We start from the raw sequence: 19,995 nt of genomic DNA, 5'->3' as shown, positions 1-19,995 counted from the left end.
CATTTCTATTGCGACAAACATCAGAGCGCTCTGAAATGGTACGAACAACCGTATGCCTGATGCTTAGTCTTCCGATTCGAGGAGGACCGTGCCGCAGGCGCGCACACAGGAAAAAAGCGCGGGGTCGTCGTTGACGCCAAGCCGCGCCATCGCTTCGCGCTTGTGCCGGCTCACCGTGCGGCGATGGCAGCCGAGCGCCGCCGCGATCTGCACGATGGACTCGCCGCTCACGAGCCTGCGCAGGATGTCGGTCTGCCGCTTCGACAGCAGCAGGGCCGACACGAACCGACCGTTGTCCGGCTGCAAACGGGCGAGCGTTTCGACTACCGAGCGGCCCAGGTAGCGCGCGCCGCGCGCACTGTCGCAGACCGCTTGCGGCAGTTCCTCGAGCGAATCGGCTTTGCCGATCACACTGACCGCGGCATCGGCGACGACGACACGCAACATCGCGGCATTCGTCTGCCCGGTCACGACGACGACGCGCAATGACGGCCACTCGCCACGAATGCGCCGGATCAGGCCGAGTCCGTCGCCAATCTCGCCGGCGGGCTCCGGCATGGAAAGATCGACGACGAGCACGTCGCACGGTGTGTGTTGCAGCAATGCGATCAACGCAGTGGGCATCTGCGCCTGACCGACGACGGACAGACCTTCGTGCGCCTCCAGTGTCGATTTCAGGCCAAGCAGGACGAACGGGTGATCGTCCGCCAGAATGATTCGAAGATTTGTCACGATTAGTCTCGCTCGTTATAAGAATGGTCGAAATGCGCGCGGCAGTGGCTGTGCAGGCGGCAGGCGTCGATCTGCGTCGCGGCACTCAAGCGACGTGCCGGAAAAGCCATCTGATCACCCTCGCAAATTCACGACAATCGGAGCGTTCCTAATCCAGATCAATAATCGGGATAATTTATAGTTCGACCAGGCAATATGCGCACCGTGATTCGAATCGAATCAAAATCAATTCGGCAACGCAAAGCGCGCGCTGTTCGCCCCATGTCTCACGCCGCATCGCAAGCACGCGTCGCGCGCATCGCACGCGTCGACGCGGCGCGCGGAAACACCGGCAATGCGAGCAATGCGCAAGCGCTCGCCACCGTCCACACCAGCGGCCATGCTCCGATAGACAGCAGCGCCGGAATCGCAAGCGGCGTCACGAACAGCGTGAGGAACACGCAGGTGTTGCCCATCGCGAGCGCGGTGCCCGCGCGGCGAGTACCGGCGAGCGTCGCGAGTTCGGTGAACGCGACGCCGTGCCACGCCGACGCGCTAACTCCGCCGAGTACGATCATCAGCGCGAACGGCGCGACCGCCCCGGCGCGACGCAGCCCGATGAGCCCGGTCGCGAGCGCGAGCAGCACGAACAGCACGGCGGTCAACAGACTGCATGCCCGCATATACGCGCGGCGGTTGCCGCGCCGGTCGGTCCACGCGCCGCTCCAGACCCGCGCGATCGCGGCACCAGTCTGCACCGCGGCCATCGTCGCGCTGATCGCGAACACGCCGGCACGCCCGAAGTCGTGCAGGAACACCGTGCCGAATGTGATCACGGCAATCTGAGGCATGCACAGCGCGCCCGCGCCGAGCGCGACGCGCCAGATCGCGATGTCGCGCAATGGGGAGATCATCGGCGGCGGTGCGCTGACGTTCGAGGAGTCCAACCTCCGACCGTTGGCCGCCGCAGCACGGGCCGTCGCAGCCGCGCGCACTCCTTTGGGCGCCGGCGTATCGTCCGCGTGTGCGGGCTCGTGCAGCCAGCGCCACGCGAACCATGCGGTGATCGCGCACGCCAACGCCAGCACCGCATAGGCGCTCGCAAAACCAAAGTGCGAGGCGAGCACCGGCAGGACCACTGCGCCGAGTCCACCGCCCGCCGGCACCGCGGTTTGGCGGATGCTCATCGCGAGGCCGCGCTCGCCTTCGCGAAACCACGCCATCACCGCCCGGCCGCTCGATCCGTTGACGCTGCCGCCCAGCAGTCCGACCAACAGCAGCCCGAGCGCGAGCGGGACGATGCCAGGCACATGCGCGCCGCCCGGCGACACGAACAGCGCGAGACCGGCTAGCGCGACCGCGGTCGACAGCAAGCCGAGCAGCAGTACCCTGCGATCGCCCCAGCGGTCGGTTAGCAGCCCCCACGGCAACTCGCTGACCGCAATGCCCAGGCCGAGCATGCCGAGCACGAGGCCGAGCCCGTGGTTGCCCAGGTGGTAGTCCGAGCGCAGGAACACCGCTGTCGTCGGAATCCCCGAAAATGCCGCCGAAAAGCTCGCATTCGCGGCAAAACCAACGCCCAGCACCTTCCAGCGATGCCGCGCGCCGCGCTCGCCGGTGCCGCCCGACGCTGTCAACGATCCGTTTTCCATCACACCCTCCGTGTCTCATTCGAGGGTATGCTACGGCTGGGCATTCCATCGGCAAAGCCGGAAATTTAGATCGCCACCATCGGAAAAACCGAATCATGAGCCAGCGTGGTTTCGACCTTGCGCAGTTGCGGACCTTCGTCGCCGTCGCCGAATCGGGCGGGGTGTCGGCAGGCGCGGAGCGCGTGTTCCTGTCGCAGTCGTCGGTAAGCGAGCAGTTGAAGAAGCTCGAGGAGCGCGCCGGCCAGCCCCTCCTCGTGCGCAGCCGGCAGGGTGTGAGTCCGACGTCCGCGGGCGAGCGCCTGCTCGAGCATGCGCGCCGCATCATCGCGATGAGCGAAGCGGCCTTCGACGACCTGCAAGGCCGCTCGCTCGACGGCGAACTGCGCATCGCGATCACCGATTACTACCGGCCGCACGACATCGCGCGCATCCTCAAGACGTTTTCGGAACAGCATCCGCGGCTGAAGCTGCACGTGACGGTGCTGCCGAGCGCGGTGATCGACAGCGGCGCGGACGATCACGCGTCGTTCGACATCGGTTTGTCGGCGCGGCTCGTCACAGGCCAGTTGCGTGCACGCGGCGCGGGTGCCGGTGCCGCGAGCATCGTCGTGCGGCGCGAAAGGTTGCTATGGGCCAGTTGCGCCGATGCCGCCAGCCGCCCCATCGCGCCGTATCAACTGGTGCTGCTGCCGTCGACGTGTCAGTTGCAGCGCTTCGTCGTCAAGCTGCTCGACCAACACAAGGTACCGTACGTGGTGTCGCATTCGGCGTCGGGCGTCGCGGGCCTGCAGCTCGCATTGAAGGCGGGGCTCGGGATTTCCTGTCTGAACGAGTCGTCGCTCGGCGGCGGCGTGGTGGCGTGTGGCGCGAACTTCGGCTTGCCACCGCTGCCCGCCATCGAGTTTCATCTGCTGCCGCGGCGTCCGGGCGAAAGCGAGTTGGTCAGCAATGCACGTGATGCGCTCGTGCGGCTCTTCGCATGACGCGCGACGATCGCGACGCAGCACTGCTCGATGTGCCACGGCGTACTCGGCACCGTGCAGGTCACCGCGCCGGCGCTCGCCGGGCAGTACGCCGACGTGACCTACAAGGAATTGCGCGACTTCCAGAGCGGCCAGCGGCAAAGCGCGGTCATGCAGGCAATCATCGCGGGACGCAGCGACCAGGATCTGCACGATCTGGCGGTGTACTACGCGTCGCTCCCGCTCCCCGCGGCGGCCGAGAAGACCCGAGCCGGCGAAGGACCCGATGCGACCGCAACCAGGCTCGTGATGCAGGGCGACCCGCAACGCAATATCGCAGCGTGCGCCGCGTGTCATGGCCAACTCGATCGCAAGGGCGCGGCGCCGTGGCTCGGCGGACAGTCGGCGGCCTATCTGGCCGCGCAGTTGCAGGCGTTCGCTTCGGGCGCGCGGCGCAACGACATCAACGAGCAGATGCGCAATGTCGCGCGGCAGATGACGCCCGAGGAAATCGATGCCGTGGCGAGGTATTACGCGGCCATGCAGTAGTGGGACGGTGAGAGGTCGCGGGTTGACGCAGCGCAACGGCTCGCGTTACGCCGCGACAAACTCGCTGTCCAGTCTTCGCTCGCCGGCAACACCGGCCAGCTTCGCGCCGGGCGCCGGAGCACGGCTGCGCGATTCGCTGCCGGTCCGGAACACCGCCACCGCCGTCGACAGGCGCCGCGCCTGATCTTCCAGCGAACTCGCCGCCGCGGCCGCCTGCTCGACGAGCGCCGCGTTCTGCTGCGTGACCTCGTCCATCTGACCGACCGCGCGATTGACCTGATCGATGCCGGTGCTCTGTTCGAGCGCCGCCGCCGCGATCTCGTTCATGATGGAACTGACGCGCGCGATCGCGCCGACGATGTCGTTCATCGTCGTGCCCGAGCGCTCGACGAGCTGCGAGCCCTGCTCCACGCGGGTGGTCGACGCGTCGATCAAGCCCTTGATCTCCTTGGCCGCCGCCGCGCTGCGCTGCGCGAGCGAGCGCACTTCGCTCGCGACGACCGCGAAGCCGCGTCCCTGCTCGCCCGCTCGCGCCGCCTCGACCGCGGCGTTCAGCGCGAGGATGTTGGTCTGGAACGCGATCCCCTCGATCACACCAACGATATCGGCAATCCGCCGCGAATCGTCGACGATGCCGTGCATCGTGCCGACCACCTGCTCGGTCAGCTCGCCGCCCTGCGCGGCCAGCGTCGAGGCGCCCTGCGCGAGCGAGCTCGCCTCTTTCGCGTTGTCGGCCGTCTGCTTGACCGTCGTGGTCAGCTCTTCGATGCTCGCGGCCGTTTCCTCGAGCGCCGCCGCCTGCTCCTCGGTGCGTTGCGACAGATCGGCGTTGCCGGCCGCGATCTCGCTGACGCCGGTATCGATCGAATCGGTACCTTGACGAACCGCGTTGACCGTCGCGATCAGCGACTCCTGCATCTTGCGCAGCGCGGCCGCGAGACGGCCCATCTCGTTGTCGCTGAGCACCTCGATGCGGCCGCTCAGGTCGCCGTTGGCGATGCGCTGGAACTGCGCGATCGTCGCATCGACCGGCGTGACGATCGCGCGCACGAGCACGAAGCGGGCGAGCAAGCCGCCGACCAGCGACAGCGCAATGCCGATCGCCACCGCCGTGCTGATCGCGTAGAACAGGTCCTGCGCATCCTTGTAGCGCTGTGCGCCGTGATCGAGCTGCAACTGCTCGAGCGCGAGCATGGCCTTCTCGTACGCGCTGTACAGCGACGGCAGTTTATGCGCCTGCAATTGCTGGAAGGCGTTGGTGTCGCTCGACTTCAGCGCGGCGAGCGTCGGGTCGACGCCGTCGTGCAGGAACGCGTCGCGATTCTGCTGCATGTCGGCGATCAGACGCAGCTCATCGGCATCCGTGCCCGCATGGCTCAAATAGTGGGCAAGCCGCTCGTCAGAGGCTTTGCGGTACTGATCGAAGCGCTTGAGCACGGCGTTCGCGCCGTCCTGATCGTTCAGCGCGACGAGCGACGCGTACGTCGCGAGCGCGAGCCGCAGGCGCAGCAGTTGGCCGGCGCTGCCTTCGAGGTCGGCGACGGCGGGCGTGTCGACCGTGTACATCTGTTGCAGCGACGCGTTCGACGAGCGCAGCGACAACAATCCCGCGGCCGCGCCGAGCAGCAGCACGATGCCGAAGAACACGATCATCAGGGTAAGGCTGGTGCGAATCGACAGCTTTTTCAACATCGGACTGGTCTCCTTGGGCTGCCCGGCCGATGATTCCGTATCGTTGACGATAGCTGCATGGCCACGCAGGCTGCGCCCACGCCGTTCGGCCCGGTCCGCAACTTATCTGAAAATTAAGCAAACAGCACATTCGGGACAACGGCGTATCGGCCGAAAACTTTATGGTTGATCGCTCGCCCGGCTTGCGTTACATCAATAGAGTCTCGAAGCCCGTTTGCTGAAGCCCTTCTGTCGAAGCCTCTTCCTGCCCGGAGCGCGCCCATGTCGGAAATCGGTTCGGCCGTACTCGTGTTCGCGCTGCTGCTGATCGCCACCGGCCTCGGCGTCGGGGTGCGGCCGCTGCTGCCGGAAGAGCACAAGGCACACGAGACCGTACAGCTCGTGCAGCTCGTGATCGGCATGCTGGTGACGTTCGCCGCGCTGGTGCTGGGTTTGATGACGGCATCGGCGAAAGCAAGCTTCGACACCGCGTCGAACGATATGCGCAGCTATGCGGCCGAACTGATCGAATTCGACTCGACGCTGCGCGAGCTCGGCAGCGCGGCCGACGAATCGCGGCGCCTGTTGCGCCAGTACACGGCGGCGGCGATCGCTTCGACATGGCCGCGCGAGCCCGCGCCGAGCGGCGACTATCCGCGCGATCTCGGACCGCCGGGCAATCCGCAGCAACTCGAAAACGTGCATCTGGGCGACATGCTGACCACGGTGGGGCGGCAATTGCGACAGTTGCGCACGCAGGATGCGTTGCAGCAACGTGCACTCGATGACGCGTTGACGCAGTACCGGCGCGTCATCGATGCGCGCTGGAAAATCATCGAGGAAGCGCACAGCTCGATTTCGCGGCCGTTCTTCAAGACGCTGACGTTCTGGCTAGGCGTGATCTTTCTGAGCTTCGGGTTGATCGCGCCGCGTAATGCGTTGGCGCTGGTGACGATATCGCTGGGAGCGGTGTCGATTGCTTCGGCGGTTTATGTGATCGTCGATCTCGACACGCCGTTCACCGGGCCGATCGTGATTTCGAGTCTGCCGTTGCGGGATACGTTGGAGCATTTGAGTCGGTGAGTTTCTGACGGAATGCCCCGTCCGCGCGCGTGACGTAAAAAATGCCGGCAAACAGAAGGCAGAAAGGCCCGCTTTCCTGGCAGAAAGCGGGCCTCTGTTTTTGTGTCGATCAGCGGGACGCTGGTCGGCTCGGCATCGAGCCGCAACGATCAGAACGGAATATCGTCGTCCATCTCGTCGAATCCGCCGCCAGCCGGCGCGCTCGGACGGCTCGCACCGCCACCGCCGCTACCGCCACGCGAACCGCCGCCCGACGACATCGCGCGACCACCGCCGCCGCCGCTGCGCTCCGACGGCTCGCCACGGCTATAACCGCCTTCATCGCCGCCACCCATCGACGCGCCGCCGCGGCCGCCGAGCATCTGCATCTGCTCCGCGACGATCTCGGTCGAATAGCGATCGGTGCCGTCCTGCGCCTGCCACTTGCGCGTGCGGATGCGCCCTTCGAGGTACACCGACGAGCCCTTCTTCAGATATTCCGCCACGATTTCCGCGAGGCGGCCGAAGAACGCGACGCGGTGCCACTCGGTGGCTTCCTTCATCTCGCCCGACGCCTTGTCCTTGTAGCGGTCCGTCGTCGCAAGGCGGATGTTCGCCACTGCGTCGCCGCTCGGAAGATAGCGGACTTCCGGATCGGCGCCGAGGTTGCCGACCAGAATGACCTTGTTCACGGATGCCATGAATTTCTCCTGTTGATTCCTGTTGCAGGCGGCGCGGCACTACGCGGTTCGCGTCTCACGGCCGGCAGGCCCGAGACCAGAAGAGCGCCTCTGCCCGCCGCCGGGTGAGTTCTGGATGATTCGGGAGGTGCCCCGAGTACGCTGTGTTATGCCTTGCGCGGCGGCTGTTTCATCTTTGCGGCGATTATAAGCCAGCAAAATACCAGCCCGGAGCAGGCGAAGAAAACCGCGCTCTGGCCGTTCACCTTCAGCAGCCAGCCGCCGACCATTCCGCCCAGCGCAAGACCGATCGACTGCGTGGTGTTGTACACGCCGGCCGCGGCTCCCTTGCGGGTACCGGGCGCGAGCTTCGACACCAGCGAAGGCTGCGAGGCCTCGAGAATATTGAAGCCGAGAAAGTACACGAACAGGATCGCCGCCACACTCAGAATCGTATGCGGAGCAACGCCCAATAACAACTGGCCGATCAGGATAAGAGCGATCGCCGACAGCAGCACGATCTTCATCTTGCCGCGCTTCTCGGCGGCGATGATCGCCGGCACCATCATCACGAACGACAGCCCCATCACCGGCAGATACACCTTCCAGTGTGAAGCGACCGGCAGCCCGCCCGCTTCGAGAATGCGCGGCACGACGAGGAACAGCGCGGTTTGCGTGGCGTGCAGCACGAGCACGCCGAAATTCAAACGCAGCAACTCGACGTTGTGCAGCACTTCGGCGAACGGCGCGCGCACATGCACCGGCTTCGGCGCATCGGGCACGACCCATATCACGACGCCGATAGCGAGAATCGAGAACACGCCGACCAGCGTGAAGAGCCCGCTCATGCCGAGCCAGTGGAACACGATCGGCGCGCCGACGATCGCGACCGCGAACGACACGCCGATGCTGCCGCCGACCATCGCCATCGCCTTCGTGCGATGTTCCTCCGAGGTCAGATCGGCGATGAACGCGATCACCGCCGACGACACCGCACCCATCCCCTGAATCACCCGGCCGACGATGATCCACGTCATGTCGTGCGCGGCCGCCGCGACGAAGCTGCCGATCGCGAAGATCAGCAGGCCCGTCGCGATCACCGGCTTGCGGCCGACCTTGTCGGAGATCCAGCCATAGAAGATGTAGAGCATCGACTGCGTGACGCCGTACGCGCCGAGCGCGATGCCGACGAGCAGCACGTTTTCGCCGCCGGGAATGGTCTTCGCGTAGATCGAGAACACCGGCATGATCATGAAGAGACCCAGCATGCGCAGCGCGAAGATGGCGGCAAGCGACACGGTCGCGCGCAATTCGGGCGCGCTCATGCGTGTGGAGATGGCGGACGGATTGGACATCGAAGCGTTGTTTGAATGAACCGGGCGGCGAGCCCGTGGGGACAGCCTTGGCCGCCGGCACAGTGGAGCAGAACGAACAGGCAGGCGGCTAGCCCCGGCATATCGGCGGGTCCGCGCCGACGAGACGCGCAAAGCCCGTGCCCCATCGCCCCCGCTCGTCCCTCGCGGCATCTTGTACTCACGGAAAACGGCCCCAGTTTCGCCTTTTTCCCGCTGTCAGCACACCGTAACGGCGGTCTGGAAAAGTCGTTATAGTAGCAGGTTTGGCCTCTTTCCCTTTCCGCAGTTCATGGAATAAATCCGTGGAACAAATCCGTATTCGTGGGGCTCGCACCCACAACCTGAAGAACGTCAATCTCGACCTACCGCGTCACAAGCTCGTCGTTATCACGGGGCTTTCGGGCTCCGGCAAATCGTCGCTGGCGTTCGATACGCTGTATGCGGAAGGACAGCGGCGCTACGTCGAAAGTCTGTCCGCCTATGCGCGGCAGTTCCTGCAACTGATGGAAAAGCCGGACGTCGACCTGATCGAAGGCTTGTCGCCGGCTATCTCGATCGAACAGAAGGCGACTTCGCACAATCCGCGCTCGACGGTCGGCACCGTCACCGAAATCCACGACTATCTGCGTCTGCTGTTCGCGCGCGTCGGCACGCCCTACTGCCCCGATCACGAGATTCCGCTCGAAGCGCAAAGCGTGTCGCAGATGGTCGACGCGGCGCTCGCGCTGCCCGAGGAAACGCGCGTGATGATCCTCGCGCCCGTCGTCAGCGATCGCAAGGGCGAGCACACGGATCTGTTCGAGGACATGCAGGCGCAAGGCTTCGTGCGCTTTCGCGTGCGCTCGGGCGGCGGCACCGCCAACGAAGGCACCGCGAAAATCTATGAAGTCGACTCTCTGCCGAAGCTGAAGAAAAACGACAAGCACACGATCGACGTCGTGATCGATCGTCTGCGCGTGCGCCCCGACGTGAAGCAGCGCCTTGCCGAATCGTTCGAAACGGCGCTGCGTCTCGCCGACGGCCGCGCGATCGCGCTCGAAATGGATACGGACAAGGAGCACCTGTTCAGCTCGAAGTTCGCCTGCCCGATCTGCTCCTATTCGCTGCAGGAACTCGAGCCGCGCCTGTTCTCGTTCAACAACCCGATGGGCGCGTGCCCCGAATGCGACGGCCTCGGCCAGATTACGTTCTTCGATCCGAAGCGGGTGGTCGCGCATCCGTCGCTGTCGCTCGCGGCGGGCGCGGTGAAGGGCTGGGACCGGCGCAACCAGTTCTACTTCCAGATGCTGCAGAGCCTCTCAGCGTTCTACGACTTCGACATCGACACCGCGCTCGAGGACCTGCCGGAGAAAGTCCGCAAGATCCTGCTGTACGGTTCGGGCAAGCAGGAAATTCCGTTCTCGTACATCAACGAGCGCGGCCGCACGTCGGTGCGCGAGCACGTGTTCGAAGGGATCATCCCGAATCTGGAGCGGCGCTACCGCGAAACCGATTCGTCCGCGGTGCGCGAAGAACTCGCCAAATACCAGAATAGCCAGCCATGCCCGGCGTGCGCGGGCACGCGGCTGCGTCGCGAGGCGCGCTTCGTGCGCATCGGCGCGGACAGCGACGCGCGCGGCATCTTCGAGATCAGCGGCTGGCCGTTGCGCGACGCGCTCGGCTACTTCCAGACCCTGCGTCTCGAAGGCTCGAAGCGCGAGATCGCCGACAAGGTCGTCAAGGAAATCGTCGCGCGTCTGATGTTCCTGAACAACGTCGGGCTCGATTACCTGTCGCTCGAACGCAGCGCCGAAACGCTGTCGGGCGGCGAAGCGCAGCGCATTCGCCTCGCTTCCCAGATCGGCTCGGGGCTGACCGGCGTGATGTACGTGCTCGACGAACCGTCGATCGGCCTGCATCAGCGCGACAACGACCGGCTGATCTCGACGCTCAAGCATCTGCGCGATCTCGGCAACTCGGTGATCGTCGTCGAGCACGACGAGGACATGATCCGCATGGCCGACTACGTGGTCGACATGGGCCCGGGCGCCGGCGAGCACGGCGGCATGGTGATCGCCGAGGGCACGCCGAAAGAGGTGCAGAAGAACGCGGCGTCGCTGACGGGCCAATACATGTCCGGCGCGCGCACGATCGAATACCCCGACGAGCGCAAGGATCCCGACGAGCGGCGCCTGCGCATCGTCGAGGCGTACGGCAACAATCTGCACAACGTCACGCTCGATCTGCCGGTGGGTCTTTTGACCTGCGTGACCGGCGTGTCCGGCTCGGGCAAGTCGACGCTGATCAACGACACGCTGTATCACGCGGTCGCGCATCATCTGTACGGCTCGGCCACGGAGCCGGCGCCGTACGAGTCGATCGAGGGCCTCGAGCACTTCGACAAGGTGATCAACGTCGACCAGTCGCCGATCGGCCGCACGCCGCGCTCGAATCCGGCCACCTACACGGGCCTTTTCACGCCGATTCGCGAGCTGTTCGCGGGCGTGCCGGCCGCCAAGGAGCGCGGCTACGATCCGGGCCGCTTCTCGTTCAACGTGAAGGGCGGGCGCTGCGAATCGTGCCAGGGCGACGGCGTGCTGAAGGTCGAAATGCACTTCCTGCCCGACGTGTACGTGCCGTGCGACGTGTGCCACGGCAAGCGCTACAACCGCGAAACGCTCGATATCCAGTACAAAGGCAGCAACATCAGCGAAGTGCTCGACATGACGGTCGAACACGCGTACGAGTTCTTCAAGGCCGTACCGGTCGTCGCGCGCAAGCTGAAAACCCTGCTGGACGTGGGTCTCGGCTATATTCGCCTGGGTCAGTCGGCCACCACGCTGTCGGGCGGCGAGGCGCAGCGTGTGAAACTGTCGCTGGAACTGAGCAAGCGTGATACCGGTCGCACGCTATACATCCTTGACGAACCGACTACCGGCCTGCACTTTCACGATATCGCGCAGTTGCTGGAAGTCATACACCGGTTGCGTGACCAGGGTAATACCGTCGTGATCATCGAACATAATCTCGATGTAATCAAAACTGCGGACTGGGTCATCGATCTCGGCCCCGAAGGCGGCGCCGGCGGCGGGCAGATCATCGCCCAGGGCACGCCCGAGCAGGTCTCGAAGTCGAAGGCCAGTTTTACCGGCAAATATCTGGCGCCGCTGCTCAAGCGCGCCGCCACCACAAAGTAACGCTGCACTACCGAGGTTGGAGACGGGATAAGCCATGACCAAGCGTAATCAGGCGCGCGAAGAAGATCGGGTGCAGGACCTGCGCCCGCGCCCGGTCAGGCTGACCAGCGACATGAGTCTGCCGAAGCTGTCGGCGGTCGAGATCGGCAGCTACGTGGTGATGCTGTTCGGCATGTGGGCGGTGATCGAACTGAAGCTGCTCGGCGCGCTGCTCGCCGGGCTGCTGGTGTTTCAGCTCGTGCATACGATCGCGCCGCGCATCGAGCGTCACATGTCGAGCAAGCGGGCGCGCTGGCTCGCGGTGGTGATTCTGTCGACGCTGATCGTCGGCGCGCTGACGGGACTCACGCTCGGCATCATCTCGCATTTCGAGAACGACGTGCCGAGCGTGCAGGCTCTGCTCGATCAGGCCATGCAACTGATCGACCAGGCGCGCGGCAGGATTCCCCAATTCGTCGCGAACTATCTGCCGGTCGACACCGAGCAGATGAAGACGAAGGCCGCCGAACTGATGCACACGCACGCGAACATGCTGCAGCAAAGCGGCACGACCGTGGCGCGCGCGTTCACGCACGTGCTGCTCGGCATGATCATCGGCGCGATCATCGCGGTCGGCGCGCAGAAGCATATCCAGCGGCTGCCGCTGTCCACCGCGTTCGTCACGCGCGTCACGCGTTTTGCCGACGCGTTTCGCCGCATCGTATTCGCGCAGGTGAAGATCTCCGCGCTGAACACGGTGTTCACCGCGATCTTCCTGCTCGTGATCCTGCCGGTTTTCCACGACCAGCTGCCGCTGTCGAAGACGCTCGTGCTCGTCACGTTTATCGTGGGTCTGCTGCCGGTGATCGGCAATCTGATCTCGAACACGATCATCGTCGCGGTCGCGCTGTCGGTGAGTTTTCCGGCGGCGATCATGTCACTTGTGTTCCTGATCCTGATTCACAAGCTCGAGTACTTCCTGAACGCGCGCATCGTCGGCGGGCAGATCGAGGCGCGCGCATGGGAGCTGCTGATCGCGATGCTGGTGATGGAAGCGGCGTTCGGTATCGCCGGGGTCATCGCGGCGCCGATTTTTTATGCGTACATCAAGCGGGAGCTCATTTATTTGCGGTTGGTGTGAGTTGGGCTGGGTCGAGTAGCAAAAGTCAGCACTCACTAGCGCTCTGCAGCACACGCGGCAGTCCATGCAGCCGACGAAAGCGCAAGCGGCACTTCGGTGCCGCTTTTTTTTGCTTCCCGTGACCCTGCATCGTCGCCTCTTGCTGACAGAAAACTTGCAGCCGACCGCGTCAACCCCTAAGATGCGAACAATTCCTATTTACACCCAGTCCGCATCGTGACGTTTCGCCTGATCTCCCACCCGCGTCTCCGTCTGGGTCCCTGTTGCGCGTTGCCGGCTCGCGCATGAGACGCCAGCTTGTCCGCCTGCACCGCTGGTTCGGCGTCGCGACCGCACTGTTTCTGTTGGTCGCGGGCCTTACGGGCGCGATCATCGCGTGGGACCACGAGTTCGATGCCGCGCTGAACCCGTCGTTTTACCAGGCTCGCACGGTCGGGCCGACGCTGTCCGGCCTCGAACTGGCGAATCGCGTCGAAGCCGCCGATCCGCGTCTTCGGGTGACCTATCTGCCGCTCGCGGTCGAACCGGGCCACACGCTGCAGATGATGGTGCTGCCGCGCACCGATCCGGCGACGAAGCAGCCCTATCCGCTCGATTTCAATCAGATCGCCGTCGATCCCGTCACCGGCGAGATCCAGTGACGCCGCGAGTGGGGCGCCGTGTCGCTCGCGCGACTCAACCTGATTCCGTTCATCTACAAGCTGCACTACACGCTGCAGTTGCCGTTTACCGGCGGTGTCGACCTTGGCACCTGGCTGATGGGGATCGTCGGCATCGTGTGGCTCTTTGACTGCGTGATTGCGCTGTGCCTGTCGTTTCCGAGCCTGAAGGCCTGGCGCAAGTCGTTCACGTTCCGCCTGAAACGCGGCGGCTATGCGTTGACGTTCGATCTGCACCGCTCCGGCGGCGTATGGATCTGGGGTCTGCTGGCGATCGTCGCGCTGACGTCGATTTCGATGAATCTGTCGTCCCAGGTGGTGCGGCCGATCGTGTCACGACTGTCGACGCTGACACCCGATCCGTTCAGCAACCCCGAAATCCTGCGCGCGCCGCAACCCGGCGATCAGGTGCTGAGCCGCGAGCGCATCGTCGAACTCGCCGGGCAGGCCGGCAAGGAAATGCATGTCGCCGCGCCGCCGGGCGGGCTCTACTACGCCGAATTCATGCACGCGTATGGCGTCGGCTTCTACACGTCCGGCAACGACCACGGCGACACCGGCCTCGGCAACCCGTGGATGTATTGGGACGCCGCCACCGGCAAGCGGCTCGCCGCGCGGATTCCCGGCAGAGGCACGGCCGGCGACATCTTCCTGCAGGTGCAGTTTCCGCTGCACTCGGGGCGCATCCTCGGTCTCGGGGGGCGGATTCTGATCAGCGCGGTGGGGGTGGCGGTGGCCGTGCTGAGCGTCACGGGCCTGCTGATCTGGCTGAAGAAGCTGAACGCGCGCCGTCGTTCCGCGCAAAACGCGAATCTCGCGAGAAGCACGGGCGGCGCGGCAGCGCGTTCGTAACGCGAGCAGGTAAAGGGACGCGCCGGCCTCGACCGGCGCAGTCTTACTGGCGCGGCTCCTAGCGGAACACCACCGTCTTGCTGCCGTTCAGCACGACGCGATGCTCCACGTGCCACTTCACCGCGCGCGCGAGCGTCACACACTCGACGTCGCGGCCGATCGCCGTCAGTTGTTCCGGCGTCATGCTGTGGTCCACGCGCTCGACTTCCTGCTCGATGATCGGACCTTCGTCGAGATCGGTCGTCACATAGTGGGCGGTTGCCCCGATCAGCTTCACGCCGCGGTCGAACGCCTGGTAGTACGGCTTCGCGCCCTTGAAGCTCGGCAGGAACGAGTGGTGGATGTTGATCGCGCGGCCGGCGAGCGCCTCGCACAGGTTCGGCGACAGGATCTGCATGTAGCGCGCGAGCACCACGAGGTCGGCCTGATGCTCGTTGATCACTTCGAGCACGCGCGCTTCCTGCGCGGTTTTCGCTTCGGGCGTGCCGCCGAGCAGCGGGAAATGATGGAACGGGATGTCGTAGCTCGCGGCGAGCTGGTAGAACTCCTTGTGGTTCGAGATGATCGCCGGGATGTCGATGTTCAACTGACCGGTGCGGTAGCGGAACAGCAGATCGTTCAGGCAGTGGCCGATCTTCGACACCATGATCACGACGCGCGGCTTCACGTTCGCGTCGTGCAATTCCCAGCTCATGCCGAACTGCTCGGCGAGTGTCACGAACGACGCGCGCAGCGCGTCAAGCCCCGGATCGCCGCCCACCTGCTGAAAATGCACGCGCATGAAGAACTCGCCGGTGCGGCTGTCGCCGAACTGCGCGGAGTCGAGAATATTGCTGCCCCGCTCGAACAGAAAGCCCGACACGGCGTGAACGATGCCGGGCCGGTCGGCGCACGACAGTTTGAGGATAAAGCTGTGATCGGTCGACATGACCTCGGTGACTCCCTTCTTCAATGCGTGGTTTGTTTCAGTGGGTACTGGCTGCACGGGTTGAGCTCGACTGATGAGCCTGAGCTAGGCGAGCGCCGGCGGCGCGAACAGCGCGTCGATGCCCTCGCACGCGTCCTCGTCGATCCAGCGGCGGCGCAGCAGGCAATCGAGCGTCGCGAGGCTGGCATCGACGGTCAGCGCGCCTTCCTCGATCCAGCGCGCGACTTCGTCGATGCGCGCGAGCCGGTGTTCGCCCACTTCGCCGTCCTGGTTGCGCGGCGCGAAGTCGGCGGGCAGCGCGAGGTCGTAGATGAAAATCTGCTCGGCCTGCGTGCCTTCCGGCAGCGATTGCAGCACGTGCGCGGTGCGGCCCGCGACCGCGCTCGCCGCGATCTGCGCCGGAATGCCCGCCTCTTCCCAGCACTCCTTGACGATCGTCTCGGCGATGCCGAAGCCCCAGCCGATCCCGCCTGCGACGACGTTGTCGAGCATGCCGGGGTCGGTCGCCTTGGTATCGCTGCGGCGCGCGATCCACAATTGCGGTGCGCCACGCGGCGCCCCGCCAAAGGGCGCTCCGCCAAAGGGCGCCCCGCCATCCGCATATTCTACGACGCCGTTCAGATGCACCGCGTAGGTCATCGTGCCGAAGAAGCGCGACGCCGCGCGCTCGATATACGCGAGCGGCGGCGCGTCGAACGCATTGCGGATCGCGTACGTCTCGTTGCGCCAGCCGGGGATGCGGCCATCGGCGGCGAGCGCGCCGATCACGGAAGCGAGCGCCGCGCTGCGCAGATCGACGGTATCGAACGTGGCGCAGAGCGTCACGCCGTCGTTCGCCATCTCGAACACGTCGGGCCAGCGCGCGAGCAGCGGCACGTCGCGCTCGCGAATCCACCCGACCGGTTCGGCGCCGATCAGAAACGGCCGATGCGCGTTCGCGTCGAAGCGGCGCGCGGCGGTGATGCAGGGCAAAGTCATCGGAAAACTCCAAACTGTCCGCCGTCGTGGCGAACCGGGGCAAAGCAGAAGCGGGAGGATGGCGTGACGACTGTCAGTCGCGCAAGGCGACGCGAATCCCGACCGCGATGAACGTCGCGCCGGCCACGCGATCGAGCCACAGGCCCACGCGCGGCCGCCGTCTGAGCCAGCCGCCGATGATCCCCGCGCACACGCCGAATAGCGAAAACACCACGACGGTCTGCAGCATGAACAGCGCGCCGAGCTCCAGCATCTGCACGGTGACGCTCTGCGCGCCGTCCGGCTGCACGAACTGCGGCAGAAACACGACGAAGAACAGCGTGACCTTCGGATTCATCAGATTGCCGAGCACGCTCTGGCGAAACACCGTCGAAAGCGGCTGCGGCGCACGCTCGTGCGCGGTCGCGAGGCCCTGGCTGCGCAGCGCCTTGATGCCGATCCACACCAGATACGCGGCGCCGGCGAGCTTGATCGCTTCGAACGCGAGCGGCGACGAGCGCAGCAGCGCGGCGACGCCGAGCGCCGCGAGTGTCGTATGAAACGTGATGCCGGCGGCAAAGCCGAGCGCGGCGACCAGGCCGGCCGCGCGGCCCTGCGAGATGCCGCGCGCGAGCACCTGCAGATTGTCCGGGCCGGGCGCCACGGTGATCGCGATCGAGGTGGCAAGAAACAGCAGGAAGTTGGGCATCGTGGTGGTCTTCTGGTTGGGCGACTGGTGAACCATGATGGGTGAGCCATATCGTTGAGCCCGGTTGGTTTTGCTCGGCCAACGGGGCTTGTGCGGCTCATGCGACTTTAGCCGCTGGTACGGCGGGAAACGCTACCGCGCGTCACGGCACGCGCCGTGACTACCTCCCCGGTTCAATGACCGTTGAAACTCGTCACGGTATAGAGCGCAAGACCGCCGTCGCCCAGCAGCTTCGAGCCGCCCAGCTCCGGCAGATCGACGATCGCCGCGCCTTCCACGACGACCGCGCCGAGCCGCTCGAGCAGCAGTTTGCCGGCCATCATCGTGCCGCCGGTCGCGATCAGATCGTCGATGATCACGACGCGGTCGCCCGGCTCGCACGCATCCTCGTGAATCTCGACGGTCGCGGTACCGTATTCCAGTTCATACGATTGCGAGATCCGCTTGTACGGCAGTTTGCCCGCCTTGCGAATCGGGATGAAGCCAACGCTCAACTCATGGGCGACGATCGGCCCGATGATGAAGCCGCGCGCATCGAGCCCGGCAATGTAGTCGAGCTTCGCGTCGATATAGCGCTGCACGAACAGGTCGATCAGCACACGCAGCGACTTCGGCTCGCGCAGCAGCGGCGTGATGTCGCGGAACTGCACGCCCGGCTGCGGCCAGTCGGGCACCGTGCGAATGTGACTTCTGATGTAGTCGGCCGCATCGAGCGGCGCGCTCGCGAGCGCCTTGGACATGATGTCTCCGGATGGACCTCGACAGGTCCGGTGAAAGGCTTGAATCAGGGTCGCCCGCCAGAACGGGCCAGGCTCACGGGTTCAGGCCGCAGCGGCGCGGCGATGCTTCGACAGCCGCTCCTCGGCTTGCGCCAGTTGTTCGGGCAGACCGCGCAGCACCACGATGTCGCTCGCGCGCAGTTTCGTCGACGGGTCCGGTTCGACGCCGCGGATGCCGTGCCGGCGGATCGCGGTCACTTCGACACCGAGTTCGTACAGGCCCACCTCGGCGAGCGTACGGCCCACCGCGTCGGCGCTCTCGTCGACCGGCACCGATTGTAGCCGCACCTGCTCGTGGCCGTCGTCGTCGTCGATGTCGTCGGCGCCGTGGAAATAGCCGCGCAGCAGCGAATAACGTTCGTCGCGCATCTCCTCGACGCGCCGCACCACGCGCCGCATCGGCACACCCATCACGACGAGCGTATGCGACGCGAGCATCAGGCTGCCCTCGACGATCTCCGGAATCACCTCCGTCGCGCCGGCGGCGAGCAGTTTCTCCAGATCGGCATCGTCGACGGTGCGCACGATGACCGGCAGCGTCGGCTCCATCTCGTGAATGTTGTGCAGCACGCGCAGTGCCGACGGCGTGTTCGCGTAGGTGATCGCGATCGCGGCCGCGCGATGCAGGCCGGCGGCCAGCAGCGACTCGCGCCGCCCCGCGTCGCCGAACACGACCGATTCGCCGGCTGCCGCGGCCGCCGCGACACGGTCGGGATCGAGATCGAGCGCGACATACGAGAGCCCTTCATGCTCGAGCATGCGTGCGAGGTTCTGCCCGGCGCGGCCGTAGCCGCAGATGATTACGTGGCCGCTCTGCTTCAGGCTTTGCGTGGCGATGCGCGTCATCTGCAACGACTGCATCATCCATTCGGTCGACGACAGCCGCAGCACGACACGGTCCGCGTTCTGGATCATGAACGGCGCGGCGAGCATCGACAGCAGCATCGCGGCGAGAATCGCCTGCAACAGCGTCGCGTCGACGAGATGTCGGTCGAGGATCAGGTTCAGCAGCACGAAGCCGAACTCGCCCGCCTGCGCGAGACCGATACCGGTACGCATCGCGACGCCCGGCGTCGCGCCGAAGAGCCGCGCAAGGCCGGTGATCATGACCAATTTCAGCAGCACCGGGCCGAGGAAAAAGGCCAGCACGACGAGCGGATGCTCCCAGATCACGCGCGGATTGAGCAGCATGCCGGTGGTCACGAAGAAGAGCCCGAGCAGCACGTCGCGAAACGGCTTGATGTCCTCTTCGACCTGATGCCGATACGGCGTCTCGGCGATCAGCATGCCGGCGATGAACGCGCCGAGCGCGAGCGACAGCCCGAATTTGTCGGTGATGAACGCGGCGCCGAGCGTCACCAGCAGCAGATTGAGGACGAACAGCTCCTGCGAGCGGCGCCGCGCGACCACGTTGAACCAGCGCGTCATGAAGCGCTGCCCGACGATCAGCAGCAGCGCGAGGGCCACGACGATCTTGATCGCCGCGACGCCGAGCGCGCTGACCAGATTCTCCGAGCGGCCGCCGAGCGCCGAAATGATGATCAACAGCGGCACCACCGCGAGATCCTGAAACAGCAGCACGCCGAAGATATTGCGGCCGTGCTCGGTTTCGATTTCGAGCCGCTCCGCGAGCATCTTGCTGACGATCGCCGTCGACGACATCGCCAGCGCGCCGCCCAGCGCGACGCTCGCCTGCCACGTGATATGCACCCAACGCTCGAGCACGAAGCCGAGCGACACGGCCACCGCGACCGTGCCGATCACCTGCAGCAAGCCGAGTCCGAACACGAGCCGGCGCATCGTGCGCAGCTTGGCGAGCGAAAACTCGAGCCCGATCGAGAACATCAGGAACACGACGCCGAATTCCGCGAGATTCTGCGCCCCCGCCGAATCGGGAATCAGCCCGAACGCATGCGGCCCGACGACGATGCCGACCGTCAGGTAGCCGAGCATCGGCGGCAGATTCAGGAAGCGAAAGATCACCACGCCCGCCACCGATGCCAGCAGCAGAAACAGCGTCATTTCGAGCGGGGAAATCATCGGCAAAAACGCATGGGTGAAGCGTCCTCGTTCGTCAGCGGAACCGCGCACGAGAACGCCGTGCGAGATGATTGATTGGGCCGGCAAAAAAGCTGCAAAAAGGCGGCAAAGCAGCTGAAAAAGGGATTGTCGA

General features: G+C 65.2%; 14 protein-coding genes and 2 pseudogenes. 6 read left to right on the top strand and 10 right to left on the bottom strand.

Annotated features, from left to right (window positions below; translation table 11 throughout):
* Nucleotides 1–63 precede the first annotated feature (63 nt).
* Complete coding sequence (locus OKW40_RS18690; protein WP_184053870.1) at nt 64–732, bottom strand: response regulator transcription factor; 669 nt, start codon at nt 730–732, stop codon at nt 64–66.
* A gap of 266 nt (nt 733–998) precedes the next feature.
* Entirely contained in the window at nt 999–2,363 is a 1,365-nt protein-coding gene (locus OKW40_RS18685; RefSeq protein ID WP_429490925.1) for an MFS transporter, read from the bottom strand.
* Between the two features lie 95 nt (nt 2,364–2,458).
* On the opposite strand from OKW40_RS18685, the gene OKW40_RS18680 reads away from it, so the two are divergent.
* Nucleotides 2,459–3,346, top strand: coding sequence for a LysR family transcriptional regulator (locus OKW40_RS18680; RefSeq protein WP_429490923.1), 888 nt, complete (start codon nt 2,459–2,461; stop codon nt 3,344–3,346).
* Nucleotides 3,347–3,349: 3 nt separating this feature from the next.
* Nucleotides 3,350–3,874 (top strand): annotated as a pseudogene (locus OKW40_RS18675) (c-type cytochrome); the annotation flags it as partial.
* A gap of 45 nt (nt 3,875–3,919) precedes the next feature.
* Here OKW40_RS18675 and OKW40_RS18670 read toward each other — a convergent pair.
* Nucleotides 3,920–5,566, bottom strand: coding sequence for a methyl-accepting chemotaxis protein (locus OKW40_RS18670; protein WP_429490921.1), 1,647 nt, complete (start codon nt 5,564–5,566; stop codon nt 3,920–3,922).
* A 261-nt stretch (nt 5,567–5,827) separates the two neighbouring features.
* Here OKW40_RS18670 and OKW40_RS18665 point away from each other — a divergent pair, with 261 nt between their 5' ends.
* Nucleotides 5,828–6,628 carry a hypothetical protein gene (locus tag OKW40_RS18665; protein WP_184062463.1) on the top strand — a complete coding sequence of 267 codons (801 nt, stop codon included), beginning with the start codon at nt 5,828–5,830 and terminating at the stop codon, nt 6,626–6,628.
* 149 nt (nt 6,629–6,777) lie between these two features.
* Here the strand turns inward: OKW40_RS18665 and OKW40_RS18660 are convergent, their stop codons facing one another.
* Complete coding sequence (locus OKW40_RS18660) at nt 6,778–7,308, bottom strand: single-stranded DNA-binding protein (protein ID WP_090802962.1); 531 nt, start codon at nt 7,306–7,308, stop codon at nt 6,778–6,780.
* A 146-nt stretch (nt 7,309–7,454) separates the two neighbouring features.
* Nucleotides 7,455–8,642, bottom strand: coding sequence for an MFS transporter (locus OKW40_RS18655; RefSeq protein ID WP_184027022.1), 1,188 nt, complete (start codon nt 8,640–8,642; stop codon nt 7,455–7,457).
* A gap of 302 nt (nt 8,643–8,944) precedes the next feature.
* On the opposite strand from OKW40_RS18655, the gene uvrA reads away from it, so the two are divergent.
* The 3 genes and pseudogenes from uvrA to OKW40_RS18640 all read left to right on the top strand — a co-directional run bounded on the left by uvrA (nt 8,945) and on the right by OKW40_RS18640 (nt 14,449).
* Nucleotides 8,945–11,818: an excinuclease ABC subunit UvrA gene (gene uvrA / locus OKW40_RS18650; protein ID WP_429490919.1), complete on the top strand. Its 2,874-nt coding sequence runs from the start codon at nt 8,945–8,947 to the stop codon at nt 11,816–11,818.
* A gap of 34 nt (nt 11,819–11,852) precedes the next feature.
* Nucleotides 11,853–12,938: an AI-2E family transporter gene (locus tag OKW40_RS18645; RefSeq protein WP_184062467.1), complete on the top strand. Its 1,086-nt coding sequence runs from the start codon at nt 11,853–11,855 to the stop codon at nt 12,936–12,938.
* Between the two features lie 284 nt (nt 12,939–13,222).
* A pseudogene (locus OKW40_RS18640) lies at nt 13,223–14,449 on the top strand (PepSY-associated TM helix domain-containing protein).
* A 58-nt stretch (nt 14,450–14,507) separates the two neighbouring features.
* Here the strand turns inward: OKW40_RS18640 and purU are convergent.
* The 5 genes from purU to OKW40_RS18615 all read right to left on the bottom strand — a co-directional run bounded on the left by purU (nt 14,508) and on the right by OKW40_RS18615 (nt 19,862).
* A complete protein-coding gene (gene purU / locus OKW40_RS18635; RefSeq protein ID WP_184067058.1) occupies nt 14,508–15,377 on the bottom strand; it encodes a formyltetrahydrofolate deformylase in 870 nt (289 codons plus the stop codon).
* Nucleotides 15,378–15,461: 84 nt separating this feature from the next.
* Nucleotides 15,462–16,355: an NUDIX hydrolase gene (locus OKW40_RS18630; RefSeq protein WP_429407485.1), complete on the bottom strand. Its 894-nt coding sequence runs from the start codon at nt 16,353–16,355 to the stop codon at nt 15,462–15,464.
* A 73-nt stretch (nt 16,356–16,428) separates the two neighbouring features.
* Nucleotides 16,429–17,043 (bottom strand): LysE family translocator, encoded by a 615-nt coding sequence (locus OKW40_RS18625; RefSeq protein WP_429491997.1) that lies wholly within the window; start codon nt 17,041–17,043, stop codon nt 16,429–16,431.
* Nucleotides 17,044–17,216: 173 nt separating this feature from the next.
* Nucleotides 17,217–17,783 carry an adenine phosphoribosyltransferase gene (locus OKW40_RS18620; protein ID WP_429407487.1) on the bottom strand — a complete coding sequence of 189 codons (567 nt, stop codon included), beginning with the start codon at nt 17,781–17,783 and terminating at the stop codon, nt 17,217–17,219.
* Between the two features lie 81 nt (nt 17,784–17,864).
* Entirely contained in the window at nt 17,865–19,862 is a 1,998-nt protein-coding gene (locus tag OKW40_RS18615; RefSeq protein ID WP_090802948.1) for a cation:proton antiporter, read from the bottom strand.
* Nucleotides 19,863–19,995 lie beyond the last annotated feature (133 nt).

It is taken from the genome of Paraburkholderia sp. RAU6.4a, from assembly GCF_050435625.1.
In the GTDB taxonomy this organism is placed as follows: domain Bacteria; phylum Pseudomonadota; class Gammaproteobacteria; order Burkholderiales; family Burkholderiaceae; genus Paraburkholderia; species Paraburkholderia tuberum.
This window is presented reverse-complemented; position numbering and strand designations above follow the sequence as displayed.